The 24,883-nt window shown below is 67.1% G+C and carries 29 protein-coding genes; 24 read left to right on the top strand and 5 right to left on the bottom strand.

Features of this window, described 5'->3' with window-relative positions; all coding sequences use genetic code 11:
* The first annotated feature begins 26 nt into the window (after positions 1 to 26).
* From EV655_RS15255 to arfB, 5 genes are all read left to right on the top strand, one after another.
* Entirely contained in the window at positions 27 to 1,379 is a 1,353-nt protein-coding gene (locus EV655_RS15255; RefSeq protein ID WP_132546227.1) for an MFS transporter, read from the top strand.
* The gene (mepA, locus tag EV655_RS15250) at positions 1,364 to 2,257 is read left to right on the top strand and encodes a penicillin-insensitive murein endopeptidase (RefSeq protein ID WP_132546226.1); all 894 of its coding nucleotides are present in this window, start codon (positions 1,364 to 1,366) and stop codon (positions 2,255 to 2,257) included. Before EV655_RS15255 ends, mepA begins: the two co-directional genes overlap by 16 nt.
* On the top strand, positions 2,230 to 3,183 hold the full coding sequence (locus EV655_RS15245) for an esterase-like activity of phytase family protein (protein ID WP_132546225.1): 954 nt from the start codon (positions 2,230 to 2,232) through the stop codon (positions 3,181 to 3,183). The genes mepA and EV655_RS15245 overlap by 28 nt, the downstream gene beginning before the upstream one ends.
* A gap of 66 nt (positions 3,184 to 3,249) precedes the next feature.
* Positions 3,250 to 3,870 (top strand): queuosine precursor transporter, encoded by a 621-nt coding sequence (locus EV655_RS15240; RefSeq protein ID WP_132546224.1) that lies wholly within the window; start codon positions 3,250 to 3,252, stop codon positions 3,868 to 3,870.
* Positions 3,871 to 4,124: 254 nt separating this feature from the next.
* Positions 4,125 to 4,547, top strand: a complete 423-nt coding sequence (arfB, locus tag EV655_RS15235; protein WP_132546223.1) for an alternative ribosome rescue aminoacyl-tRNA hydrolase ArfB — start codon at positions 4,125 to 4,127, stop codon at positions 4,545 to 4,547.
* Here the strand turns inward: arfB and serB are convergent.
* Positions 4,544 to 5,419, bottom strand: coding sequence for a phosphoserine phosphatase SerB (gene serB, locus EV655_RS15230; RefSeq protein WP_132546222.1), 876 nt, complete (start codon positions 5,417 to 5,419; stop codon positions 4,544 to 4,546). The two genes, arfB and serB, sit on opposite strands and share 4 nt — an antisense overlap.
* A 278-nt stretch (positions 5,420 to 5,697) precedes the next feature.
* On the opposite strand from serB, the gene EV655_RS15225 reads away from it, so the two are divergent.
* The 4 genes from EV655_RS15225 (at position 5,698) to EV655_RS15210 (ending at position 9,966) form a co-directional block, all read left to right on the top strand.
* On the top strand, positions 5,698 to 6,855 hold the full coding sequence (locus EV655_RS15225) for a phosphoserine transaminase (RefSeq protein WP_132546221.1): 1,158 nt from the start codon (positions 5,698 to 5,700) through the stop codon (positions 6,853 to 6,855).
* A 99-nt stretch (positions 6,856 to 6,954) separates the two neighbouring features.
* Positions 6,955 to 8,550, top strand: coding sequence for a phosphoglycerate dehydrogenase (gene serA / locus EV655_RS15220; protein ID WP_165905368.1), 1,596 nt, complete (start codon positions 6,955 to 6,957; stop codon positions 8,548 to 8,550).
* 81 nt (positions 8,551 to 8,631) lie between these two features.
* Positions 8,632 to 9,369 carry a metallophosphoesterase family protein gene (locus EV655_RS15215; RefSeq protein ID WP_132546301.1) on the top strand — a complete coding sequence of 246 codons (738 nt, stop codon included), beginning with the start codon at positions 8,632 to 8,634 and terminating at the stop codon, positions 9,367 to 9,369.
* A 36-nt stretch (positions 9,370 to 9,405) separates the two neighbouring features.
* Positions 9,406 to 9,966 (top strand): DUF1643 domain-containing protein, encoded by a 561-nt coding sequence (locus tag EV655_RS15210; RefSeq protein WP_132546219.1) that lies wholly within the window; start codon positions 9,406 to 9,408, stop codon positions 9,964 to 9,966.
* 102 nt (positions 9,967 to 10,068) lie between these two features.
* On the opposite strand, the gene EV655_RS15205 is transcribed toward EV655_RS15210, so the two are convergent.
* Positions 10,069 to 11,010, bottom strand: coding sequence for a helix-turn-helix domain-containing protein (locus EV655_RS15205; protein ID WP_132546218.1), 942 nt, complete (start codon positions 11,008 to 11,010; stop codon positions 10,069 to 10,071).
* Between the two features lie 280 nt (positions 11,011 to 11,290).
* Here EV655_RS15205 and EV655_RS15200 point away from each other — a divergent pair, with 280 nt between their 5' ends.
* From EV655_RS15200 to EV655_RS15155, 10 genes are all read left to right on the top strand, one after another.
* Positions 11,291 to 12,445, top strand: coding sequence for an amine dehydrogenase large subunit (locus tag EV655_RS15200; RefSeq protein ID WP_132546217.1), 1,155 nt, complete (start codon positions 11,291 to 11,293; stop codon positions 12,443 to 12,445).
* Complete coding sequence (locus tag EV655_RS15195; RefSeq protein ID WP_132546216.1) at positions 12,430 to 12,978, top strand: MauE/DoxX family redox-associated membrane protein; 549 nt, start codon at positions 12,430 to 12,432, stop codon at positions 12,976 to 12,978. The genes EV655_RS15200 and EV655_RS15195 overlap by 16 nt, the downstream gene beginning before the upstream one ends.
* Positions 12,979 to 12,990: 12 nt before the next feature.
* Positions 12,991 to 13,593, top strand: coding sequence for a thioredoxin-like domain-containing protein (locus tag EV655_RS15190; RefSeq protein ID WP_132546215.1), 603 nt, complete (start codon positions 12,991 to 12,993; stop codon positions 13,591 to 13,593).
* A gap of 8 nt (positions 13,594 to 13,601) precedes the next feature.
* Positions 13,602 to 14,129 carry a methylamine dehydrogenase light chain gene (locus EV655_RS15185; protein ID WP_207901991.1) on the top strand — a complete coding sequence of 176 codons (528 nt, stop codon included), beginning with the start codon at positions 13,602 to 13,604 and terminating at the stop codon, positions 14,127 to 14,129.
* Positions 14,126 to 14,572 (top strand): c-type cytochrome, encoded by a 447-nt coding sequence (locus EV655_RS15180; RefSeq protein WP_132546213.1) that lies wholly within the window; start codon positions 14,126 to 14,128, stop codon positions 14,570 to 14,572. Before EV655_RS15185 ends, EV655_RS15180 begins: the two co-directional genes overlap by 4 nt.
* 47 nt (positions 14,573 to 14,619) lie before the next feature.
* Positions 14,620 to 15,027 (top strand): c-type cytochrome, encoded by a 408-nt coding sequence (locus EV655_RS15175; protein ID WP_132546212.1) that lies wholly within the window; start codon positions 14,620 to 14,622, stop codon positions 15,025 to 15,027.
* 294 nt (positions 15,028 to 15,321) lie between these two features.
* Positions 15,322 to 16,728: a peptidoglycan-binding protein gene (locus EV655_RS15170; protein ID WP_132546211.1), complete on the top strand. Its 1,407-nt coding sequence runs from the start codon at positions 15,322 to 15,324 to the stop codon at positions 16,726 to 16,728.
* 357 nt (positions 16,729 to 17,085) lie between these two features.
* A complete protein-coding gene (locus tag EV655_RS15165) occupies positions 17,086 to 18,936 on the top strand; it encodes an SLC13 family permease (RefSeq protein WP_132546210.1) in 1,851 nt (616 codons plus the stop codon).
* A gap of 149 nt (positions 18,937 to 19,085) precedes the next feature.
* On the top strand, positions 19,086 to 19,283 hold the full coding sequence (locus tag EV655_RS15160; protein ID WP_132546209.1) for a CsbD family protein: 198 nt from the start codon (positions 19,086 to 19,088) through the stop codon (positions 19,281 to 19,283).
* A gap of 246 nt (positions 19,284 to 19,529) precedes the next feature.
* Positions 19,530 to 19,904 carry a hypothetical protein gene (locus tag EV655_RS15155; protein ID WP_132546208.1) on the top strand — a complete coding sequence of 125 codons (375 nt, stop codon included), beginning with the start codon at positions 19,530 to 19,532 and terminating at the stop codon, positions 19,902 to 19,904.
* On the opposite strand, the gene EV655_RS15150 is transcribed toward EV655_RS15155, so the two are convergent.
* Together EV655_RS15150 and EV655_RS15145 are read right to left on the bottom strand one after the other, a co-directional pair.
* Positions 19,901 to 20,254, bottom strand: coding sequence for a phage holin family protein (locus EV655_RS15150; RefSeq protein ID WP_132546207.1), 354 nt, complete (start codon positions 20,252 to 20,254; stop codon positions 19,901 to 19,903). The genes EV655_RS15155 and EV655_RS15150 overlap by 4 nt on opposite strands.
* On the bottom strand, positions 20,254 to 20,571 hold the full coding sequence (locus tag EV655_RS15145) for an ElaB/YgaM/YqjD family protein (protein WP_132546206.1): 318 nt from the start codon (positions 20,569 to 20,571) through the stop codon (positions 20,254 to 20,256). The genes EV655_RS15150 and EV655_RS15145 overlap by 1 nt, the downstream gene beginning before the upstream one ends.
* Before the next feature lie 186 nt (positions 20,572 to 20,757).
* Between EV655_RS15145 and EV655_RS15140 the strand changes: the two genes are divergently transcribed.
* Positions 20,758 to 20,928, top strand: a complete 171-nt coding sequence (locus EV655_RS15140; RefSeq protein WP_132546205.1) for a DUF1328 domain-containing protein — start codon at positions 20,758 to 20,760, stop codon at positions 20,926 to 20,928.
* 84 nt (positions 20,929 to 21,012) lie between these two features.
* Here EV655_RS15140 and EV655_RS15135 read toward each other — a convergent pair whose 3' ends face one another.
* Positions 21,013 to 21,831: a response regulator gene (locus tag EV655_RS15135; RefSeq protein ID WP_132546204.1), complete on the bottom strand. Its 819-nt coding sequence runs from the start codon at positions 21,829 to 21,831 to the stop codon at positions 21,013 to 21,015.
* A 144-nt stretch (positions 21,832 to 21,975) separates the two neighbouring features.
* On the opposite strand from EV655_RS15135, the gene EV655_RS15130 reads away from it, so the two are divergent.
* The 4 genes from EV655_RS15130 (at position 21,976) to EV655_RS15115 (ending at position 24,666) form a co-directional block, all read left to right on the top strand.
* Positions 21,976 to 22,107 carry a NepR family anti-sigma factor gene (locus EV655_RS15130; RefSeq protein ID WP_243645098.1) on the top strand — a complete coding sequence of 44 codons (132 nt, stop codon included), beginning with the start codon at positions 21,976 to 21,978 and terminating at the stop codon, positions 22,105 to 22,107.
* Positions 22,101 to 22,658: an RNA polymerase sigma factor gene (locus EV655_RS15125; RefSeq protein WP_132546299.1), complete on the top strand. Its 558-nt coding sequence runs from the start codon at positions 22,101 to 22,103 to the stop codon at positions 22,656 to 22,658. The genes EV655_RS15130 and EV655_RS15125 overlap by 7 nt, the downstream gene beginning before the upstream one ends.
* Positions 22,655 to 24,445 (top strand): sensor histidine kinase, encoded by a 1,791-nt coding sequence (locus EV655_RS15120; RefSeq protein ID WP_132546203.1) that lies wholly within the window; start codon positions 22,655 to 22,657, stop codon positions 24,443 to 24,445. The genes EV655_RS15125 and EV655_RS15120 overlap by 4 nt, the downstream gene beginning before the upstream one ends.
* An 80-nt stretch (positions 24,446 to 24,525) precedes the next feature.
* Complete coding sequence (locus EV655_RS15115) at positions 24,526 to 24,666, top strand: entericidin A/B family lipoprotein (RefSeq protein ID WP_132546202.1); 141 nt, start codon at positions 24,526 to 24,528, stop codon at positions 24,664 to 24,666.
* The last annotated feature ends 217 nt before the right edge of the window (positions 24,667 to 24,883 follow it).

Here is a 24,883-nt window from a genome sequence, read left to right as displayed (position 1 = left end):
GCGGTTGCAGGAGCGGGACTGGCGGCATGACGGGATCGGCAAGGCGGCGCATCTGGGGCTGGTGGTTCTTCGACTGGGCGTCCCAGCCCTATGCGACGCTGCTGCTGACCTTCATTTTCGCGCCCTATGTCAAGGAGTTGCTCGGCGACGGCACCGCGGCGCAGGCGGCCTGGGGCTACGGGGTCGGCGCGGCGGGCATCGTGATCGCGCTGCTGGCGCCGATTCTCGGCGCCGTGGCCGACAAGAGCGGGCACCGGATGCGGTGGATCGTGCTGTTCTCGGCCTGCTACGTGCTGGGGGCATCGGGGCTGTGGCTGGCCCATCCCGAAGCGTTCAGCCTGCCGCTGATCCTGTTCTTGTTCGGCCTGGGGCTGGTGGGTCTGGAATTCGCGACGATCTTCACCAATGCGCTGCTGCCGGGCCTGGGCGCACGCGACGCGCTGGGCCGGATCTCGGGTGGAGGCTGGGCGTTTGGCTATGTCGGCGGGCTGATCGCGCTGGTCGTCATGCTGCTGTTCTTTGCCGAGAACGAGGCTGGCACCACCCTGATCGGGCGCGAACCGGCACTGGGGCTTGACCCCGAGACGCGCGAGGGCACGCGGTTCGTCGGCCCCTTCGTCGCGCTGTGGTACCTGGTCTTCATGATTCCGTTCTTCGCCTGGGTACGGGTGCCGCCCACGCCGCCGATCGCCACGGTGCGCGAGTCGCTGGCCACCTGCCTGCCCGAATTGCGCTCGACGCTGGCCCGCCTGCCGCGCACGCCGAGCCTGTTCGCCTATCTCGCCTCTTCGATGTTCTATCGCGACGCGCTGAACGGGATGTATGTCTTCGGCGGCATTTACGCGGCCGGGGTGCTGGGCTGGTCGGTGGTCGATGTCGGCATCTTCGGCATCCTGGCGGTGATCTCGGGCGCGTTGTTTTCCTGGGTGGGGGGGCTGGCGGATTACCGCTTCGGGCCGAAACCGGTGATCGTGTTCAACGTGGTGCTGCTGACGCTGGTCGCCGTCGCGGTGATCTTCGTCTCGCGCGACAGCCTGTTCGGCCTGCCCGTGGCGCCAGGGTCGAACCTGCCCGACATCGCGTTCTACGTGCTGGGGGCGGCGATCGGGGCGGCGGGCGGCGCGCTGCAGACGGCCAGCCGCACGATGATGGTGCGCCAGTCCAACCCCGCCCGGATCACCGAGAGCTTTGGCCTTTACGCGCTGGCGGGCAAGGCGACCTCGTTCCTGGCGCCGCTGTCGATCGGAATCATGACGGGGATCACCGGAACCCAGCAGGCCGGGATTACACCTCTGGTTGTCCTTTTCCTGATCGGCCTTGCTCTGCTAGTCTTCGTCCGGGCCGAGGGCGAACGGGAGGACAGATGGCACGCATCCTGATCGGGCTGATCCTGGGTCTGGCGCTGGCGGTACCGGCCGCGGCGCAACCGCCGGCCAGTGCGCTTTTCGGCGCCCAGAAGACCGCCTCGAACCAGCCGCCCGCGGCGATCGGCACCTATGCCAAGGGCTGCGCGGCGGGGCTGGTGCAACTGCCCGAAAGCGGCCCCACCTGGCAGGCGATGCGGCTGTCCCGCAACCGCAACTGGGGCCATCCCGAAACCATCGCCTTCATCAGGCGGCTGAGCGCCGAGGCCACGCGCTTCGGGTGGCGGGGGCTTTATGTCGGCGACATCAGCCAGCCGCGCGGCGGACCGATGACCAGCGGTCACGCCTCGCACCAGATCGGCCTGGACGTCGACATCTGGATGCTGCCACCCGCGCGGCTGAACCTGTCGCGCGCGGAACGCGAGTCGATTTCCTCGATTTCGGTCCGCAGCGAGGACCAGCGCCGCGTGAACGGCAATTTCACAAGGTCACATGCGGCGATCCTGCGCGCCGCGGCGATGGACAGGTCGGTGGACCGCATCTTCGTCACCCCGCCCGTCAAGATCGAGATGTGCAGGCAGGCAACCCGGGCCGACCGGGCGTGGCTGCAGAAGATCCGTCCGCTCTACGGGCACAACACCCATTTCCACGTGCGCCTGAAATGTCCGCCGGGCGAGCGGAGTTGCGAAACCCAGCGCCCCACGGTCGCGGACCTGTCCGGGGGCGGCGATGGCTGTGACGAGACGCTGACATGGTGGGTCACCGACTATCTCGATCCGCCGAAGACCAGGCCCGGCAAGAAACCGGACCCCGCGCCGAAAAAGAGCCACCCGCGGGACTACACCATGGCCGACCTGCCCGCCCAGTGCCGCAACGTCCTCGCCGCCAACTGAGCGCCGCGCTGGCGCTGTTGCTGTTCCTTGCGCTGCCGGTTCGGGCGGACGAGGCCGTGAAGGTGGCGGTTCTGGGCATGCCGGAAAGCCCGGATCTGAAGGGACTGTCCGGACTGGAGGTGTCGGAGGACGGCACACACTTTGTCGCGATCGCCGACCGGGGCTGGTTCGTGACCGGCCGAATCCTGCGCGAGAAAGGCGGGCCGGTGGCGTTGAGCGTCGATCTGCCCGCGGTGTCGATGTCGCGCGACAAGGGCGGATCGATGCGCGGCCACGGGCACGATGCCGAGGGGCTTGCCATCGCCCCGGACGGGCGGATTTTCGTGTCGTTCGAAGACGATCACCGGATCGAGGCAAGGCGCCTGATACGCGCGCGCGCGATCCGGCTGCCCGATCTTCCAGACGCGCCCCGGCTCGGCGGCAATTCCGGGATCGAGGCGCTGGCGCTCGGCCCGGATGGTGCGCTTTACGCCCTGCCCGAGACGCTGGTCGAGGCCAGCGGAATCCCGGTCTACCGCTACCTCCTGCCTGCCAGCAACACCGGCCCGGACGGCGGACCGGCCGGCCGATACCGGGAAGCCGCCTGGAACCGCGACCTTTCACTGCCCGCCCGCGGCCCCTTTCATCCTGTCGGTGCCGATTTCGGGCCGGACGGGCGGCTTTACGTGCTGGAGCGCGCCTTTGTCCCGCCGCTGGCCTTTCGCAGCCGGGTGCGCCGCTTTGCGCTGGGACCGGCCGGACCCACCGAAGAGGTGATCCTGCTTGAGACCGGGATCGGCCGGCATGGCAATCTCGAAGGGCTGTCGGTGTGGCGCGATGCTGCGGGGGCGATCCGGCTGACGATGGTGACCGACGACAACGGCATGGCGCTGCAGCGCAACGAACTGGTCGAATACCGGGTTGTCAGCGCGCCCGGCGACGGCTAGGAAACCGCGTCCGCCGCGATCCGGCGGGCCAAGTCTCCGCCACCTTGCCAAAACGGAACCGACCCCATGATCCGTCTTCTTCCCGGCATCCTTGCCATGGCCGCGATCGTCGTGGCCTCGAACGTCCTCGTGCAGATCCTGTTCGGCCAGTGGCTGACCTGGGGCGCCTTCACCTATCCGCTGGCCTTTCTGGTGACCGACGTGATGAACCGTGTCTACGGGCCGGGGCCCGCGCGCCGGGTGGTTTTCGCCGGCTTCGTCGTCGGGGTGATCTGCTCGTTCGTCGGCACCCAGATCCAGGGCGAATTCGGACCGCTGGTCACGCTGCGAATCGCGATGGGCTCGGGCCTTGCCTTCCTGACGGCGCAGATTCTGGACGTGGCGGTGTTCGACCGGCTGCGGCAGGGCCGCTGGTGGCGCGCGCCGCTCGCCTCGACGCTGGTCGGCTCGACGGTCGATACCGCGATCTTCTTCACCATCGCGTTCTCGGGCGCGCTGGCCTTTCTGGAGCCGGGAAACGACGTCTCGTGGGCGAACGAGTCGCTGCCCCTGCTGGGGCTCGGCCCGACCGCGCCGCTCTGGCTGTCGCTCGCGGTCGCCGACTGGGGTGTCAAACTTGCCCTCGCCTTGATCGCGCTGGTGCCGTTCCGCCTGATTGTTCGGCGCATGACCGTACAGGTTGCGTAATTTAACTGGACATACACCAAATCTGTGGCACGCTACCCCTGACGGCAACAGCAGAAAGGAGGTGGTCCAGTGTCTAGAGTGATAGTGGAGACAGGTGTTGGAACAGTCGGGGGGGCCGTGGCCTGAGGGCAGCCCCGAAGGCCGAACATCCCCGATTGGGCCCTTCGCTCTAACCGGCCCATCTCCGTAGCTCTCGGGGCCGCCTGCAATGGGCGGCCCTTTCCATTTTCGACAGGCTGGCCCAGTCTCGCCCCATGCTGCGCATCACCGACGAGATCACGATCGAGGACTGGGAACTGACCGAGGTGTTTTCCCGGTCGTCGGGGCCTGGCGGCCAGAACGTCAACAAGGTCTCGACCGCGGTCGACCTGCGCTTCGAGGCGGAGCGCTCGCCAAACCTGGCCGATCCGGTCAAGGCGCGGCTGAAACGGTTGGCCGGGCGACGCTGGACAGACGGCGGAGCGGTTCTGATCCGGGTCGAGGACACCCGAAGCCAGGCCCGCAACCGCGAGATCGCCCGCGAGCGGCTGGTCGAACTTGTCAGGAAGGCGCTTGAAAAGCCGAAACGCCGGCTGCCGACCCGGCCCACGCTGGGTTCGAAGAAACGGCGCCTTGCGGCAAAGAAAACCCGCGGCGCGGTCAAGGCGCTGCGCGGCGCGGTCGACCCCGAGGACTAGGCTCGGGCGGAAAAGTCGGCGCGTGCATAGCCCTGAATGTACAGCAGCGCCGTCAGGTCGCCGTGGTTGATCCGGATATCGCACTGGGCCGCTACAGCGGGCTTGGCGTGCAGCGCGACCCCGGCCCCCGCGATCCCCAGCATGCCCAGATCGTTCGCCCCGTCGCCGACGGCCATGACCGCGCCGGTCGAAATCCCCAGCCGGGCCGAGACCGAACGCAGCGCCGCGACCTTGGCCTCGCGCCCGAGAATCGGCTCGGCCACCTGTCCGGTCAGCCGCCCCCCCTCGATCAGCAGCGTGTTGGCCTGGTGCTCGTCGAAGCCCAGTTCGGCCGCGACCCGCGCCGCGAAACTGGTGAACCCGCCCGAGACCAGCACGCAGTAGCCGCCATGGGCCTTCATCGTGGCGATCAACTCGGCCCCGCCGGGCGTGCAGGTGATCCGCTCGGCCAGAACCCGGTCGATCACGCCCGCGTCAAGCCCGGCCAGCAGACCCACCCGCTCGCGCAGCGCCCCCTCGAAATCGAGCTCGCCATTCATCGCGCGTGCCGTGATCTCTGCGACGCGCGGACCGACACCCGCCTCGTCGGCCAGTTCGTCGATACATTCCTGGCCGATCATCGTGGAATCCATGTCGGCGATCAGCAGGCGTTTGCGTCGTCCCTCGGCGGGCTGGGCCACAAGATCGACGCCCAGGGTCTGCAGTTCTGCCCAGACCTCCCAGAAATTCGCGGGCACCGCGTCGAGGGCGAATTCGGCCGCGAGATCGGGGGCAAGCCACACCGCCGCGCCGCCCCCCCAGGCGTTGCGCAGCGACTCGACCAGGGCGGGGGCAAGCCGGCCCGGAGGGGCGATCAGGGTGACGACATGCATGGCGTGCTCCGCTACGATCCGCGATCGCCGGTCTTTAAGCACGGGCCGGGACCGAGGGCCAGTGCCCCGGCACCGCGCCGGCGCCGCCCCTTCGCGCGCGCAGGGGGTTTCACGTGGTGGCGGAGGACGACGTTTCCGATCGGCAACGGCGATGTCGCAAATCGCCTGGAAAGCGACGAGACGGTGCAGTTTGCCCCCTTGCGCGGTCGGCGCAACGGGCGTAACCGCAGCGGTGGGACACCCCTCCCCAACGAGGGGCGACTATCTGGAAGGATACCATGACAGACCCCGTGAAACCGGCCGCGCGGCCGGCCAATCCGCGCTTTTCCTCTGGCCCCTGCGCCAAGATCCCGAACTTCTCCCTCGACAAGCTGAACGACGCGCCGCTCGGCCGGTCGCACCGTGCCGCGGTGGGCAAGGCCAAGCTGAAGGCCGCGATCGAGACCACGCGCGAGATTCTGGGCGTGCCCGCCGATTACCGCATCGGCATCGTGCCCGCCTCGGACACAGGCGCCGTGGAAATGGCGATGTGGACGATGCTGGGCGCGCGCGGCGTCGAGATGCTGGCCTGGGAAAGCTTCGGCGCCGGCTGGGTGACGGACGTGGTCAAGCAGCTGAAACTCGACGCCACCGTGCGCGAGGCCGCCTATGGCGAGATCGTCGATTTCGCCCAGGTCGATTTCGACAAGGACGTGGTCTTCACCTGGAACGGCACCACCAGCGGCGTGCGCGTGCCGAACGGCGACGCGATCCCGGCCGACCGTCAGGGCCTGACGATCTGTGACGCGACCAGCGCCGCCTTCGCGATGGACCTGCCCTGGGACAAGCTGGATGTGACCACCTTCAGCTGGCAGAAGGTGATGGGCGGCGAGGCCGCGCATGGCATGCTGATCCTCAGCCCCCGCGCCGTCGAGCGGCTGGAAAGCTACGCCCCCAAATGGCCCCTGCCCAAGCTTTTCCGGATGACCAAGGGCGGCAAGCTGATCGAAGGTATCTTCGAGGGCGAGACGATCAACACGCCCTCGATGCTCGCGGTCGAGGATTACCTGGTGGCGCTCGACTGGGGAAAATCCATCGGCGGCCTGCCCGCGCTGATGGCGCGCGCGAACGCCAATTTCGCGGCCGTGCAGGACTTCGTCGATGCCCGCGACTGGATCGAGAACCTGGCCGTGGACCCGGCGACGCGGTCGAACACCAGCGTCTGCCTCAAGTTCACCGATCCGCGCATCGTGGATGGCGCGGGCTTCGCCAAGGCCGTCGCCAAGCGGCTGGAGGCCGAGGGCGTGGCCTATGACGTGGGCGCCTATCGCGACGCACCCGCCGGTCTGCGCATCTGGTGCGGCGCCACCGTCGAGACTGCGGATATCGCCGCCCTGATGCCGTGGATCGAGTGGGCCTTCGAGGCCGAGATCGCGGCGCAGACCAGGGCGGCCTGACGCCGGTCCCGGCCTCTGCGCCGGGATTTCCCCACATACCACGCGACCCCGGATCACCCCGGGGCGCGCGACATATCCCATTTTCAAGGAGTGCCCCAGATGGCCCCCAAGGTTCTCGTCTCCGACGCGCTTTCCGAAACCGCCGTCCAGATCTTTCGCGACCGCGGCATCGAGGTCGATTTCGACCCCGACCTGGGCAAGGACAAGGACAAGCTGATTGCCGCAATCGGCAAATATGACGGCCTCGCGATCCGCTCGGCCACCAAGGTCACCGAAAAGGTGCTGGAGGCCGCGACCAATCTCAAGGTCGTGGGCCGCGCCGGGATCGGGGTGGACAACGTGGACATCCACGCCGCGTCCAAGAAGGGCGTGATCGTGATGAACACGCCCTTTGGCAACTCGATCACCACGGCCGAACACGCGATCTCCATGATGATGGCGGTGGCGCGGCAAATCCCCGAGGCCAACGCATCGACCCATGCCGGCAAGTGGGAGAAGTCCCGCTTCATGGGCGTCGAACTGACCGGCAAGACCCTGGGCCTGATCGGCTGCGGCAATATCGGCTCGATCGTGGCCGACCGCGCCATCGGGCTCAAGATGAAGGTCCTGGCCTACGACCCGTTCCTGTCCGAAGAGCGTGCCGACAAGCTGGGCGTGCACAAGGTGGAACTGGACGAACTGCTGAAGCGGGCCGATTTCATCACGCTGCATGTTCCGATGACGGAAAAGACCGCGAACATCCTGTCCCGCGAGAACCTGGCCAAGACCAAAAAGGGCGTGCGCATCGTCAACTGTGCCCGCGGCGGCCTGGTGGACGAGGCGGCGCTGGCCGAGATGCTGAAGTCGGGGCACGTGGCGGGCGCGGCCTTTGACGTCTTCGCCGAGGAACCGGCCAAGGAGAACGTGCTGTTCAACCTGCCGAACGTCGTCTGCACCCCGCACCTTGGCGCCTCGACCACCGAGGCGCAGGAAAACGTCGCGCTTCAGGTGGCCGAGCAGATGGCCGACTACCTGCTGACCGGTGCGGTGACCAACGCGATCAACATGCCGTCCATCACCGCCGAAGAGGCCAAGGTCATGGGGCCCTGGATCGCGCTGGCGGGCCATCTGGGATCGTTCGCCGGGCAGATGACCGACGAGCCGATCAAGGCGATCAACATCCTGCATGATGGCGTGGCGGCCGAAATGAACATCGCGGCGCTGAATGCCGCCGCGATCGCGGGCGTGATGAAAGAGGCCAATCCGGCGATCAACATGGTCTCGGCCCCGATCGTCGCCAAGGAACGCGGCATCGCGATGTCGACCACGACGCAGGGCAAGTCGGGCGCCTTTGACGGCTATATCAAGCTGACGGTCGTGACCGACAAGCGCGAGCGGTCGATCGCGGGCACCGTGTTCTCGGACGGCAAGCCGCGCTTCATCCAGATCAAGGGCATCAATATCGACGCCGAGATCGGCGAGCACATGCTCTACACCACCAACAAGGACGTGCCCGGCATCATCGGCGCGCTGGGTGCGACCATGGGCAGCCACGGGGTGAACATCGCCAACTTCACCCTCGGCCGGACCGGTCCGGGGGCGAACGCCATCGCGATCCTCTATCTCGACCAACCGATCCCCGAGGCGGTGGTCGCCGAACTGAAGGCGACCGGGCTGTTCCAGCAGGTGCGCCCGCTGGAGTTCGAGGTCGCCTGACAGCGGCCGGTTTGACAATCGCGGGGCCTGCCGCCAGATGTGCGGCAGGCCCTTTTTCCGTTCTCAGGTCACACCCAAATGCTGCGCAGCTATGCCATCGGCGATATCCACGGCCAGCTTGCCCGCCTGCAGGCCGCGCATGCGCTGGTCGCGGCGGATCGCGCGCGGGTGGGCGATGACACGGCACCGCTTGTCCATCTGGGCGATTATGTCGATCGCGGGCCCGACAGCCGCGGCGTGCTGGACTATCTCGTGCAGGGTCTGGCGGCGGGCGAGAACTGGGTGCTGCTCCGGGGCAACCACGACGCGGTGATGCGCGACTTTCTCGGCAGTGACGTGGCGGATGCCGATGTCGCGGGCTGGCTCTCGGGCCGTTTCGGCGGGCGCGAGACGCTGGCCTCCTACGGGATCACAGCCGCGGCGGATGGCGGAACGGCCGCGCTGCGCAGGCGCGCGCGCGACGCGGTCCCGGCGGCACAGCGCGCACTGCTCGATGCCCTTGCCCCGTTCCATCATCGCGGCGAGGTGTTCTTCTGTCATGCGGGCATACGCCCGGGCGTGCCGCTCGATGCGCAGGACGAACAAGACCTGATCTGGATCCGGGGAGAGTTCCTGGACGACCGGCGCGACCATGGCGCGCTGATCGTCCACGGCCATACCCCCGTCGATCGGGTAGAACACCACGGCAACCGGGTCGATCTGGATACCGGCGCGGGCTATGGCGGCCCGGTCTCGGCGGTCGTGATCGAGGGGCGCGATGTGGTCCTGCTGACGCCGGGCGGACGCATGCCGGTGCCCCCGGGCCGCGCCGGTGATTGACCCCGTCCGGAATACCAAGCCTTGGCCGATGGTCCCATGAACACCTTCAACGATCCCTCGAAACTCCATGACCCAGGTGGCAGCGTGCGCTGGCCGCTTCCGCCAGGCATGCGTGGCAGCGCCGTGTTCTCGCCCTGTGGCAAGTACCGCACATGTCTCGAGCGCGACTGGACGGCCGAGGGCGAAGCACCGCGAACCATCATGTATCTGGGCAAGAACCCGAGTACGGCGGATGCAGTAACACAGGATCCCACCTGCCAGAAGGAAACATCACGCGCCCAGGTTCTGGGCTATACGCGGTACCTGAAGGGGAACGTGCTGGACTACCGGGCCACCGACCCCAGGGATCTGCCGCAGGATCCGGCCCTGGCCTGCAGCGACAGAAACCTTCCCGATCTACTCTCGATGGCGGCCGAGTCCGAGATCATCGTGATGGTCTATGGGCGTCTTCATCCGCGTTATGCACCGGTCGTCGGCACGATCGTCGAGGCGATACGGAACACGGGAAAGCCGCTTTTCTGCTTCGGCAGGAACCAGGACGGCTCGGCCAAGCACCCGCTTTACCTTCGGAACGATTCACCCCTCCTGCCATTCTGACCGGTGATGACAATGGGGCCCCGACGGAGGCTGTCGCGGTCCCGGCGGTGGGGACCCCAGGTGCCCGAGATGGATCGGCGAAGCACATCCCGACACCTTTGTTCAGGCGGGTCGGCAACGTCGGAGCGTAGTCGAGGGACTTTCGCCGAACTGCGCGGCATAGGTCGACGAAAACCGCCCCAGATGCAGGAAACCCCACTTCATCGCCACGTCGGTTACCGTCATATCCGCCGTGCCAGCCAGCAGGTCACGCCGCGCCCCGTCAAGCCGGTGGCGGCGCAGCCATTCCGCCGGCGACACCCCCACGGTTTGTTCGAAGGCCTGACGTAGTCTTGGCACCGGAACGCCAAGCTCGGCCGCAAGGCCCGCCACCGAGACCACCTCGCCGCCCGCCTCCCTGAGCCGCGCCTCGGCGCGTCGGAACAGCCGATACGCGGCCCGCCCCGAACGCGCCGAGGCGGCGGGCGCGGCTTGGGCGACGCCGAGCCGGCCAAAGAGCCGGCCGAGATTGTAGAGCGCCAGATCGGGCACGATGGCAGGGATGAGTCCCGGCGCGGCAAGCAGATGGGCGAACCATTCGGCCAGCACCGCCACCTCGGGCGCAGGCGGAAGCACCGCCATCGCCGTCCGCAGCACAAGCGCGGCCGGGGCAATTTCCTCGGTCCGGGCCAGAAGCGCGGCGTCTACCTCGACCAGCAGCACGTCGCTTTGCGCGGGCAGGTCGGCCAGATGCTCTTCGCCGCTGCGGATGAACGCCGCGAAACGCGGCCCGCAGGGTTCGGCGTTCACCCGCCAGGGTCCGGCCCCGCCCATACCCTGGACAAAGACGATGCGATCCTCGGGTGGCACCACGCTCTGCTCGACGCCGCGCGCCATCCTCTCGCGCGAGACGGTGATGCCAGGCAACATCAGGCGTTCGACCGAGCCATGATAGGCGCCGGGTTCGGACTGGGCATAGCGCTGCGCCCAGCCCTCAAGCGCGCTTTCCTGCTCGGAAACGTCGGAAAAGCTCTGCCGCGTATGCGAGGCGCAGCTCGTCTCCATGTCCACCGCCCTATCGGATTGCTCACCTACCAACGGAAGAAGCACACCCCGGCGCGGTAAAGCCTGCAGTGGTCTTTCCCGGGCTCCATTCGGGCAATGGTGGAATTTTGGGCGGCTGCACCGGCCTGCGGAGCGAAGGACGACCGACTTTGGGCCGGAGGGATAGCCGGTTCGCAGGATGCCCGGATTCCGGGCAGTCTTTCCACCCGGAATGGATAGCGGCTCTCATTGGGACAATTCTAGGCTTGGTTACGGAACCTGATCCAAAGGAGTGACCCGAGTGACCGGACCAAGTCTCAAGGCCCCCGTGGTGCTGGCCGCGGCAATGGCCGTTCCGCTGACCCTCGCCGGCGGCCCTGCCCCGGCGCAGGATTTCGTGCCCGAAACCCTGTCGGTGAAGCCGACGATCGACCCCGGCCCCAACGTCTTCGTCAACCAGCAGCAATGGATCGGCGCGGGCTCGATCGCGATCTTCGACCAGGCGACGCTGAAGCTCAAGGCGCTGCTGCCGACGGGCGCGATGGGGCAGATGCTGGTTTCGGCCGACGGCAAGACCGCCTGGGCGCAGTCGAGCTTTCTCAAGCGCACCACCTACGGACCGAACGAAATGGTGCTGACGCGCTTCGACGTCGAAACCGCTGCCATCGGCCCCGAGGTGATCCTGCCGCCCAAGGCCGCGATGGCGCTCGGCTACACGCCGCTTCTGCGCCACAGCGCCGACGGCCGGTTCGTCCTGGTGCAGAACGCCACGCCCGCCTCGTCGGTGACGGTGGTGGATGTGACGGCGCAGACCGTGGTGCAGGAGATTCCGACCCCCGGCTGCTGGGGTATCTATCCCGCGGCCGAAGGCGCAAGGTTCTCGACGATCTGCGGCGACGGAACCTTCGCCAGCTACACCCTGAGCGCCGACGGCACCGGTGCCGAAAAGGCCACAAGCGCGGCGGTCTTCGACCCCGAGACCGACCCGATCTTCATCGAGGACGAACGGGTGGGTGACGCGCTTCTGTTCCTGACCTACTCGGGCAAGCTCATACGCCTTTCCGACACGGGGGCGGCTGTCGAAAAGCTGTCCGAGACCGATCTCGTCGCCGGAATCGAGGGCGGATGGGCGCCCGGCGGCTATGAACTGATAGCAGCCAATGCGGCGAAGAACGTCCTTTTTGTCGGGATGCACCCCGAATCCTTCGACGGCAGCCACAAGAAGGGGATGGAGGAAATCTGGGCCATCGACCTTGCCACCGGCACCGTGGCCGCGCGCTCGAAGGTCGAGCATCTGAGCTCGATCACGGTCACCCCGGCCGCAGCGCCCGTGCTGTTCGGCACTACGGAAGAGGGCAAGCTGATCCGCTACGACATCGACGCGGGAATGGCGCTGACCAAGTCCGCCGAGACGGGCCTAGCGGGCTTTGCCATGTCGCTATGGGTGACGGAATGAACTGGGCCGAGCTTGCCGCCCTGGCATCGGCCGCGGTCGCGACCTTCACGGCGATCTTCTTTGCCCGCGCGGCGTGGCACAAGGCCTGGGATTTCTGGGCCTTCACCGGCTTCGTCGCGGATTACCGGCTGCTGCCCGCACGTGCCGTGGTGCCTGCGGCAGGGGCTATCCTGCTGATCGAGACGCTGGTGGTGCTGGCGATGCTGGTGCCGGGCGCGCGGGTGCCCGGGCTGGTGACGGGGGCTGTGATGGTTGCGGCCTATGGTGCGGCCATCGCAGCGAACCTCGCCCGCGGCCATACCCGCATCGAATGTGGCTGCGGGGGCGCGCCTCAGCCCCTCGGTCCGGCGCTCGTCGTCCGCAACGCGGGACTTGCGGCGCTGATGCTTGCCGGCGGGGCGGGAGCGGACGGGATACTCGGCCTTGCCGGGGCCGGGGCCGCCATTGCCGCCGGTGGGGCGCTGTTCATCACCTACCTGCTTTTCGACCAGATCATCTCGAACGCCGCCGACCCCGTCGCGCGGCGCAGCTAGGGAACCCGAGACATGACAACGATACTGACCTTCCTTGTGGCCGTACTCTTCGTGATCGTGATCGCGCTGACCGTGGCCCTTTTCGCGCTCGCACGGCAGGTGGGCGTCCTGTTCGAACGCATCGCGCCCATGGGCGCGCTGGTGAACGATTCCGGGCCCCGGGTCGGCCAGGCCACGCCGCGTTTCACGCTTGCCTCGCTTACCGGGCCCGCGCCGGTCGAGATCGGCCCGCGCGAGGGGCGTGCGACGCTGGTGTTCTTCCTCTCGCCCACCTGCCCGGTCTGCAAGAAGCTGCTGCCGATCCTGAAATCGGCACGGACCGGCGAGGCGGGCTGGCTTGACATCGTGCTGGCCTCGGACGGCGAGGAACCCCGGCTGCGCCGCTTCATCCAGACGGCGGACCTGACCGAGTTCCCGTTCGTGAACTCGACCGAGCTTGGCCTTGCCTACCGGGTCTCGCGGCTGCCCTTCGCGGTGCTGCTCGCGGCCGACGGCACGATCCGCTCCAAGGGGCTCATCAACTCTCGCGAACAACTCGACAGCCTGTTCAACGCCCATGACATGGGGGTGGACTCGATCCAGTCCTGGCTCGACCGCCCCGCCATCACAGCATGAGGGAAACCATGGACATTCTTGCAAAGATCACCGACCTGATGGATCGCGCGACCGAGGCCGGCGTGCGCGGCGTTGCCCACAAGACCGGACGGCGCAGCTTCCTCGCCCGGATGGGGGGCGGCCTCGTGGGGGCTGCGCTGATGCCGGTTCTGCCCTATGACCGAACCTTCGGCACAGCCTTCGCGGCCACGGGCGAGGACGAATACGCGTGCGACTACTGGCGTTACTGCGCGCTGGACGGCAACCTCTGCAACAGTTGCGGCGGTACGCTGACCGAATGCCCGCCGGGCTCGGAAACGTCCAAGGTCAGTTGGGTCGGGACGTGCCGCAACCCTTCGGACGGCAAGGACTATCTGGTCTCCTACAACGACTGCTGCGGCCGGACGGCCTGCGACAACTCTCCGTTCTGCAACCAGAACGTCGGCGAGCGCCCCGGCTACCGCATGGGCCTGCACAACGACATCAACTGGTGCATGGCCAATACCAGCCAGGGCTACCATTGCACGGTGGCGGTTCTGGTGGGGATCGCGGAATGAACCTTCGGATGCTGCTGGCGGGGGCCTTTCTGGCCCTCGCCACCCCGGCCCATGCCGCCGCCGCGGACGGGGGCGAAGTGTTCGACCGGGTCTGCGCCGCCTGCCACAATGCGGGCGGCATCGGCACGCCGGGCGTGGCGCCACCGCTGGCGGACCCGCCGCTGTGGACGCGGCTGGGGCCCGAGACATCGGCGCGCTTCATCGCGGGCGTGGTGATCGCGGGCTTTTCGGGTACAATCTTCTCGCAGGGGATGGGCTATTACGGCCTGGTCATGCCGCCGCAAAGCCAACTGAGCGACGAGGAACTGGCCGCCGTCACGACCCATGTGCTGCGTAATCTGGGCGGGATCGAGGCCGAAGTCACGCCCGCCGACATCGCCGCCGTACGCGCCGCGCCGCCGGGCCACAAGGATCTTATGCAATTGCGTGGAGGCAGTCAGTGAGCCGTTTCCTCAATCAAGCCGCCCTGGCCCTTGCTCTGGCCGCGCCCATGCCGGCCCATGCCGGCCCCGAGGCCTGGGGCCCAGAGACAAACTATGTCCTGCGCTGCATCGGCTGCCACGGTGCCGACGGTGCGGGCAGCGCGGATGTCGGGATTCCCGATTTCCGCGGCTATGTCGGCTCGTTCTCGGCCTCCGAGGCGGGACGGCGGTACCTGATGCACGTGCCCGGGGTGACCAATGCCTCGCTCACCGATACGCAGATCGCCGAGGTGATGAACCATGTGATGGAAAGGTTCGCAGGCGCCTCGCTGCCAGCGGATTATCGCCCCTTCACGCCCGCCGAAGTCACAGCCCTGCGCGCCGAGCGCGTCGGGGACGTGGTGGCGCTGCGCCGAACGGTGGCGGCCGACCTGACCGCTGCGGGCCTGCCCGTGGCAGGCTACCCCTGGCCCTGAAGTCCGCGTGCGCCGGACGATCCCGATGCCCCCTCCGGGGCGGCAGGCGGGCAGCGCGGGCCTGACGCCGACTGAATGTACGGCACCGGGGAAGGAGAACCGGACCGGATCAGCGCAACGTCCCGCATCGGCGCCGTGCCGCCCCTGACACGTCATGCAGGGCATCATGTTTCGACTGGAACGCGGATACTGGCGGATATATCTTCCGATCTGCGTACGGACATCTCCGTTGCGTTTTCGGTGGCGCGGATCAACTGACATTTCGGCACGTGGCAAGAGGCAGAACCTGAATCAATGCCCAGACCTCCCCTTCTCCTTGTCGCCTGCCTGCTGCTTGGTCCGGTAGCATTCCCTGCCGCAGGCCGGGACCTGCCGGACGTCGCGACGCTTCAGAAAAATCTCTTCTCGACCGAAACCGCCACCCGCGACGCCGCCGAGGCGCAACTGCGCGACCTTGCCGGAACGGGCGACGCGGCGGCCGCGGGAATCCTTTCACGCGCGTTCGAGAGACAAGGCGATCTTCAGGCGGCGATCGACATCCTTGGGCCCGCCGCGACGTCAGGCGACATTCCCTCCATCCAGCGCCTGACATGGCTCTTGCGCCAGATCGGCGCCGATGACGGGAAAATCTTCGAAGCCCTGCGGATGGGATGGGAAGCCGGAGACGTCGTTTCCGGCGTGAGCTATGCCCGCGGGCTGATGCGAGAGCCCGATCCGGACAGAATACGTGCCGCGCGCCAGATTTTCGAGGCGGCTTCGGCCCTGCCCGGATTCAACGCCTGGTCCGACCTGGCCCGGATGCGCAGGGCCGGCGAGGGCGGCGAGGTCGATCCGGAGGGCGCGTTCCTTGCCATGCGGAATGCTGCAGAGGCGGGAAATGCCTGGTCCGCGCTTCATCTTGCCCGGATGCTGCTGAACGGCGAGGGCACGCAGCCCGACCCGGCCGAGGCGCTGCGGAATTTCAAGGTGGCGCTGACCGGCGAGGGCGACGTCGTCACGACGGCGCGGCGCGATCTTGCCACCGCCCATCTCTACCGGAAATTCGGTGCCCTGTCCGATCCCGGTGCCGGTCTTGACCTTGTTGCCGAGGGCATCGCCGCGGGCGATCCCGGCATGGTCCGGGTCGCCGTGACCATGCGGGAAGAGAAAGGCGCCATCGCGCGCAAGACCGAAGACCTGCGGAAGACGGCCCTGGATATCGCAGGGCAAGCCGCAGCCAGCGGCGACGAAACGGCAGCCCGCAGCCTGTTCGACTACTGGCACCGGTTGGCAACAAGGTCACCGAACGCGGCCCGGCAATCGGCCATGATCGTCGAGGCATACGGGGCACTCCTGGACCGGCCGCGTCTTGTCCGCCACGAGCTTGTCCAGACGGCACCGCGGATCGAGGGACAGGCGGCGCGCGCCGAAGCCGTGGCGATGCTCGAGACGTTGGAGGGGAAGGACTACACCGCCGCCCTTCTCGACCTCCGGCCGCATCAAAGGCTTTATGTCCAGGCCTTGCAGTCGCGTCTGGCGCGAGGCGGATTCGATCCCGGCATGGCGGACGGACTTATCGGCCCCGGGACGCGCCAGGCAATTGACGCGTTCTGCAAGAGCCATGGGGTCGAGTCCGAGTGCCGGCATGGGCCTGTTTCGTGGCAACTGGGCAAGGCCATAGGAAATTTCCTGAATCCGGCCAACGACCCGGCGCGACCCTGACCCCGAGCGACCGGGGTCGCGCCTTGGCCTGCGCACCCGCAGCGTGTGTGCAACGCCCATGCGACGGGCATGGTGCCGGGATAGCGGAATCGGTCTCACCGCTGTTTCGAGGGGCCCAAAGGCATTGCAGTCGCTTGACTTCCGCTCTCGGTTTCGCTGCGCGTCGCACGATGGGGCGAACCGCACGCGGCGATGCGGCAACGCCCGTCCGCGGCCAAGGACCGCCCCGGGCCGACCGCGCACAGGAGGCATTATCGGTATCCGGGTGCCTCGCGTCCCCAATGGCCGCAACATGCCATTGAGTCCGTAACCTTCGTCTGTTCATCTTGCATCGCACCCGGCAAGAGAAGCGCTCTCATGGCTACCCCACAGTTGCTGACCTTCAGCGTTCTGGCCGCCACCATGGCCCTCTTTCTCTGGGGGCGCTTTCGCCATGATGTCGTGGCGCTTGCCGCGCTTCTGGCCTGCGTGATCCTGGGTCTGGTTCCGGCGGCTGATGCCTTTGCGGGCTTCGGTCACCCGGCGGTCATCACGGTGGCCTGTGTCCTGATCCTCAGTCAGGGTTTGCAGAACACGGGTGCCGTGGACCGGCTGGCGCGTGCCGTGCTTCCCCGAGAGGCTGGCCGTGTGACCAGTCTGATCGCCCTGATCGGGCTGGGCGCGGCGCTGTCGGGGTTGATGAACAATGTCGGCGCCATGGCATTGCTGATGCCCGTTGCGGTGCAACTCTCCGGGCGGCTGGACCTGACACCGGGTCAGGTGCTGATGCCACTGGCCTTCGGCACCATTCTGGGGGGCATGACCACTTTGATCGGCACGCCGCCCAACCTGATCGTCTCGGGCTTCCGGGACGAGGCGGGCCTGGGGCATTTCACCATGTTCGATTTCACCCCGGTGGGGGCGGCCGTCGCGACGCTTGGCGTGATCTTTGTGGCGGTCATCGGTTGGCGATTGGTGCCCGCCCGCAAATCCGCGGTGGGCGAAGGCTTCGATACCGGCGCGTATCTGACCGAAGTGCGCGTGCCGAAAAAGAGCAAGGCCGTTGGCCTGACCCTGCATGCCTTCGAACGCGAGATCGAGGACAGCGGCGCCCAGGTCGTTGGCCTTGTGCGCAACGAGGTGCGGATGATCGCACCACATGGCAACCGACGCATTCACGCCGAGGATATCCTGTCGCTGGAGGCAGATGTCGGATCGCTCGCAAATGTTCTGTCGGCGTTCGACATCAAGCTGGAAGAGCAGGCCTCTTCCACAAAGAAGGACGCATCCCCCGCGAGCGACACGAACGACGCGGGGGATGCAGCCACCAGCGCCCCGGACAAGGACGACGACGAAAGCGCGGAAACCGATGAGGCCATCGTTCTGCGCGAACTGGCGGTCCTGCCCAGTTCGACCATTGTCGGACGGTCGGCCAGCGGCCTGCGGCTGCGCACCCGATACGGGATCAACCTGCTGGCCGTCGCCCGCGAAGGGCGTCCTCCGCGGGCAAGATTGCGCACGCTCAGGCTGAAATCCGGCGATCTGCTGCTGATGCAGGGCCCGGCGGACATTCTGAACGATTTCATTAACGAAACGGGTTGCGTGCCATTGGGAGAGCGCGATCTGCGGCTTCCGGACAAGCGGATGGCACTCGTCGCGGCAGCGGTCATGCTGGGATCAATCGGCATCGTGGTGCTGGGACTGCTGCCCGCGGCCCCGGCCTTTGCGCTGGGTGTGCTGGCCTCGATGCTGTTGGGCACCGTTCCGCTGCGACAGGTCTATACCGCCGTCGACTGGCCGGTGATCGTGCTGCTGGGGGCGCTGATCCCGGTCGCCGGCGCGATGCAGGCCACCGGCGCCGCGGATCTGCTGGCGCGATTTCTGGTCGACACCATCGCGCAGGGCAACGGCATTGCGGCCCTGGCGGTGGTCCTGATCACCACCATGTTCCTGTCGGACGTGATGAACAACGCCGCCACCGCGGCGGTTCTATGCCCCATTGCCCTGGGCATTTCGGCGACACTGGGGGTCAATCCCGACAGTTTCCTGATGGCGGTGGCAATCGGCGCCTCCTGCGCCTTCCTGACCCCGATCGGACACCAGAACAACACCTTGATCCTTGGGTCCGGGGGGTTCCGCTTTGGGGACTATTGGAAACTGGGTCTGCCGCTCGAGGTGCTGGTGGTTTCCGTCAGCCTGCCCCTGCTGCTCCTGATCTGGCCATTGTAGTCGCGACCGGAAGACGAAAGATGCCCGTCTCTGCCCCATGGGCCGCTCCGGCGGGCTTCAGGGTTTCGTCGGGGTTTCCGTGCCCCCGGGGGAACCAGGTTCCTTGCCATGCGTTGAGTCCCCGGAAACCGATCGGAAAGGAGATCGAAATGAACATGGACGAGTTGAAAGGTGGCTGGAAGCAGGTCAAGGGCCGCGTGCGCGAGGCCTGGGGGGTTCTCACCGACGACGATGTCGACCAGATCGAGGGCGACCGTGAACAGCTGGTGGGGCTGATCCAGTCCCGCTATGGCAAGACCCGCGAGGCCGCCGAACGCGAGGTGGACGAGTTCCTGAGCCGTTTCTGATTCCCCTGTTCGGGGTTCATCGACTTTCGCTGCCCTGCCCCGCCCCATCGGGCGGGGCCGATTATTTTCTGTAGCCCGCGGGAGCGACCGCGCGTTCGGGACCCTGTCGAGCAGACCCGTGCAGCGGTGCGCTACCGGACGCCGCCCCCTGATGCGAATTTCCGCGATGTCGTGCTTGAATCTGCGTGCTGCGATCTGGGCTTGTCGTATCCTGAAGCGGGATTGCTCCTTCTGACGGACCGCCAGATGACCGACCATCACTCGCCGGACACGGATCCCGGCGTCATGCCAACCTTCCTGGTTCTGGAACAGGATGCACTGATCTCGTCGGATCTGATCCAGGCGCTGGAAATCCGTGGGCCTTGCCGGGTTCTGCACTTTTCGTCGACGCAGGATGCCGAAAGCGCGCTGCGCGGGCTTTGCCGGGTGGAGGCGGCATTTCTCGAGATGAGGTTCGACGACGCGCTGAACAGCGCCCTGGCCAGGGCGCTTGCAAGCCTCGGGGCACGCCTCGTTCTGACCCTCGGCGAGGACGCCGAGCGGGTTGCCTGTCATGGCTGGCATCTGTTGCCCCGGCCCTTCACCGAGCGCATGGTCCACGACACGCTGGCCGAGGGCTAGCGCCGGTCCATCCGGCCTTCGCGCGCAGCACGCCCCGCCTCAAGGCCCGCCGCGAAGCCTGTTGCCATCCGGACGAAGGGATCGACCGACTCTTCCGGCACCCGCGCGGGGCGGCGCGACTTTCCCTTGCAGGCCAGCGCCAGCAGGACGAGACCAAGCCCGAGATAGGCCGACCCGATCGTGCCCGCCGCGAAAAGCGCCCCTTTCCAGGCATCGAGCACAAGCCACGCCGCCACCGTAAGAAAGCCGAACCCCGCGCCCATGGCGACCGCCCCCAGGGTGCCAAGGGCGAGCCGGCGCGACAGGTCGGCGGCACGGCGTTCGACCGCCTCGATCGGCTGAAGGCGCATCAGCGCCGGCCCGTCATCAGCCCCACGATGAAGCCCGCGCCCACCGCCAGCGCCATCGCCGAGCCCGGATTGCGGCGCACGGCGTCGGCGGCCTCCTCGCCCAGGGCCATGCCCCCGGTGCTGATCTGGTCGGCGGCATCGGCGCCTCGCGCGCGCAGGCCCGAGGCGGCCCGGCGCACACCGTCAACCGTTTCATCCCGGCGCTCGGCGCCCATCTGCGCAAGGGTCTTCGAGATGTCCGAGACATCGGATTTCAAGGCCTCGATCTGACGTCCGAGATCATCATCGGTCGCGGAGCTTTTCTGCGATTGTGCCATTGTCCTGCCGCCTTTCTTCCCTGTTTCACCTGTCGTTGCGGGAAAGGAACGCATGACACGCGGGTTCGGTTCCTGCAGGCCCCGCGACGGCAACGCAGCAGAAGGACTTGCCGCGGCGATGGAACCGGATGCCGTCCTTCCACGTTGGGCAGGTACCAACGGAATGGAATGGAAAGGATCAAAAGAATGCTTCAATGGGCCCTAATCTTCCTTCTCGTCGCCCTCGTGGCCGGTGTCTTCGGTTTCGGCGGGATCGCCTCGGCCTCGGCTGGGATCGCGCAGATCCTGTTCTTTATCTTCCTCGTGCTGTTCGTGGGGGCCATCGTGATGGGCGTGATGCGCGGCCGCCGGCCGTGATCGGCATCAGGCAGGAACGACCGGGCCCCGCCGGAAACGGCGGGGCCTTTCGACTCCGGGGCTCGGGTCCGCGCACAGGCGGGTTCACGCCCCCAGCGTTTCGGTGCTGGCGAAGAACATGGCCTGGCTGACCGCCGAGCGCACCTGATGTTCGGTATAGGGTTTCGAGATCAGGAAGGCCGGTTCGGGGCGTTCCCCTGTCAGCAGGCGCTCCGGGAAGGCGGTGATGAACACCACGGGCCGGTCACCCAGTTCGGACAGGATGTCGTTCACCGCATCCACGCCCGAGGATCTGTCGGCCAACTGGATGTCGGCAAGCACCAGTTCGGGCGGGTCGTTCCGCGCCAGCTCGACCGCCTCGGTCCGGGTGCGGGCGATGCCCGTCACGACGTGACCCAGGCCCTGCACGATGTCGGCGATGTCGGCGGCGATGATCGCTTCGTCTTCGATGACCAGCACCCGGCCCGCGATCGCCTTTGCCATCTCGTCGCGCGCGATCCCGATCAGTTCGGCCGCGTCGGCGCCCGAGACGCCCATGATCGCGCCGATATCCTCGGCCGCGAAACCCTCGATGCTGTGCAGCAGCAGGGCTTCGCGCGTGTTCCGGGTCAGCCCGGCCAGGCGCAACTGGGCTTGCGCCTCGATGCCGCTTGTCCCATCGCCGGCCCCGGCGGGCGCACCCGATGACACCCAGATATCGTTGAAGACCTTGAACAGGGCCGTTTTCGGCGACAGGCCAAGGGCGAAAACCTCCCGGTTGGCCAGGATCGCCTCGAGCGTGGCGGCGGCATAGGCGTCGCCGCTGGTCTGGCTGCCGGTCAGCGCGCGCGCATAGCGGCGCAGATAGGGCAGCTCGGATCCGATCAATCGGGACAACTCTTCGGCTCTGGGGGATTGCGTCATGCGCGACCTCTGAAAAATTGCAATGCTCATGGAACCCAACGCGCCCACACGGCGTTTGGTTCCCGGGCGCGCGGGTGAAGCGCGAAAAAAGTTTGCTTGGAGGACGGGCAGCGGACGATGTCGGACAAGGATCGAAAGGCACGCATGGAAGAGCAGATCGACGAGAACCTGCGCCGCGTCTACGCACAGGCGGCCGAGGAAGAGATTCCGGACAGGTTGCTCAAGCTGCTCGAAGAACTGCGCAAGCAGCCGCCGGGCAATGGGGCCGAATCGTGACTGCGCGCGGCGATCCCCGCGACGAGATTGTCGGACATCTACCGGCGATGCGTGCCTTCGCGCTGAGCCTTGCGCGCAACCCGGCCACCGCCGACGATCTGGTGCAGGAGGCGATCGTCAAGGCCTGGGCCAATCTCGACAAGTTCGAACCGGGCTCCAACCTTCGGGCCTGGCTGTTCACGATCCTGCGCAACACCTACTATTCGATGCACCGCAAGCGCCGGCGCGAGGTCGAGGATCCCGAGGGCGTCCACGCGGCGACCCTGTCGGACCGGCCGCGCCATGACGGGCGCCTGGCGCTGGAGGATTTCCGGGTGGCCTTCGAGCAGTTGAGTGACGAGCAGCGCGAAGCATTGATCCTGGTGGGCGCCGAGGGATTCTCGTGCGAAGAGGCCGCGGCGACCTGCGGTTGCGCGGTCGGCACCATCAAGAGCCGGGTCAACCGGGGGCGGGCCCGCCTGATCGAACTGATGCATCTGGACGAGGGCGAGGATGTCCTGATCTCCGATCGCGCCACGCTTGCTGCGCTGTCGGGCCGACCCGTCGCATGACCGACCGCCTGAAGGACCGGCTGCGGAAGCACCCCTGGCAGAACGGTCTTGCGCTCTGGCTGATCGGTGCCCTGACGGTGGCGATGCTGCCGCTGGGCCTGATCTCGGTCTACCAGACCTCGCAGGTGCTGAAAGAATCGCGCAGGCTTTCGGGCGTTGCGCTGATGGACCGCACCCAACGCGCCGCCGCGCGGACCCAGGCCCTGATCCAGGGGGCCTTCGGCGCCGCCCATGCCGTGGCCGCCGCCAACGTGCTGTTCGGGGACGGGCAGATGTCGTGTGACGCGGTGCTGGAACGGCTGGTCGCGGAGACCGACGCTTTCGCGTTCGCAGGGTTCATCGACACCGCGGGCACGATTACCTGTTCGTCGAGCGGCGACCACCCGAACCTTGCCGAGGATGCCTATTTCCTGGGGCTTCTCCGCGATCCGCAGCCGCGCGTCGAAACGCGGATGAACCACGATCTGCCCGGTCCGCGTGTCGTGCGGGTCAGCGCGCCCGTCTATGACACCGACGGCTTGCGGGGCTTCGTGCTGATCGCGATACCCTACGCGGCGGCCTACTACACGCTCGACGACCAGGGCCAGTCCGTCGATCTGGTGGTCTTTGACCGGGAGGGCGAGTTCCTGACCGCCGAGGCCGCAAACCGTCCCCAAGCCAACGCACCGGGCGATTTCGAGGCGATCCTGCCGTTCGCGCGCACCCTGGAGGATTTGGCCGGGCAGGGGCGGCAGTCGTTCCGCGGCCGCAACCGGCTGGGCGAGACCCGCGATTTCGCGGTCGTGCCGGTGATCGAACAGCGCGTCTTTGCGCTGGGCAGCTGGGCGCCCCAGCGCAGCAGCCTGCTGCCCTCTGCCGGCCGTGCGATGGCGCTTTACTTCCCGATCCTGATGTGGGGCGCGGGCATCGTCGTTGCCTATTTCGCGGTCCACCGCCTGGTGATCCGCCACATCCGGCGGCTGCAATCCTGGATGCGGCTCTACGCCAGCGGCACCATGGATTTCGAGTCCGCGCAGCTTGACCGCGCCCCCGAAGAACTTGAGGTGGTGGCCGAGGCGTTCCGCTCGATGACCCGCAGGCTTGCCGAACAGGACCAGACCCTGGCCGAAGACCTTGCCGAGAAGACCACTCTGCTGAAAGAGGTGCATCACCGGGTCAAGAACAATCTGCAGATCATCACCTCGATCATGAACATGCAGATCCGCAACGCCCGCAGCCCCGAGGCCCGCGCCCTGCTGCGCCGGGTCCAGGACCGGGTGATGGCGCTGGCGGCGATCCACCGGTATCTCTATCTCGCGCGCAAGCTGTCGATGGTGCGCGCCGACCGGCTGCTTGACGACATCATCGGGCAGTTGGTGGTGATGGGCGACATCGAGACCGCAGGAAGCCGCGTCAGGATCGCCACCCGGTTCGATCCGGTCGAGATCAGCCCCGACCAGTCGGTGCCGCTGTCCCTTCTGGCCGCCGAGGCGGCGTTCAACGCGGTGAAATACTGCGCCACGCCGCCCGATGGACCGGCCTGGATCACATTGGCGCTGCAACATCTCGACGACGGGCGGATCTGTCTCAGCGTGGTGAACTCGCGCGCGGACACCCAAGAGGAGGAGACCGAGGGCTCCGGTCTCGGGCAGCAGTTGATCGCCTCCTTCGCGACCCAGCTCGACGGCACGCTCGAGATCGAAAGCAAGCCCGACCGCTACGAGCTTCACGTGACCTTCACCCCGTCCGTACCGACACAGGACGAGGCGGAAGACGACGCCCCCGCCCGGACGGCCACCGCGGGGTAGAAACCTGGTGCGGGGCGGGAACCCGTCGGCCCGTGTCGCGTTTTACAAGGCGAACGGAAACACGAAACCCCGGAGGGAACATGAAATTCGGTCTTTTGTTGTCGCTCACCCTGACGGCGCTTGTCGGGCTCGCCGCCTGCGAGACGATCGAAGGCGCCGGGCGGGACATCGAGAACGCCGGTCAATCCATCGAGACCGAAGCCCAACAGGCGCAGCGCTGAGTGCGAAACGGGCGGGGTTCAGGGGCGGGACGCCAAAGACGAGCCAATTGTCAGGTTTGGGTTGCGAAGGGCTTTGATGATGTGACCGCCCCCCGACGGCATCAATGTGCCAAGGTGGGTCAGCGACGATCCACAAAGGAGGGCGGTCATGTCGGAGATTATCACGGTCGGGCTCGACCTGGCGAAGAATGTGTTTCAAGTGCATGGCGCTGACGCG

This window comes from Rhodovulum euryhalinum, from assembly GCF_004342445.1.
Classification (GTDB): Bacteria; Pseudomonadota; Alphaproteobacteria; order Rhodobacterales; family Rhodobacteraceae; genus Rhodovulum; species Rhodovulum euryhalinum.
Note: the sequence above shows the minus strand (reverse complement) of the source record. Positions and strands in the feature narration are given on the sequence as shown.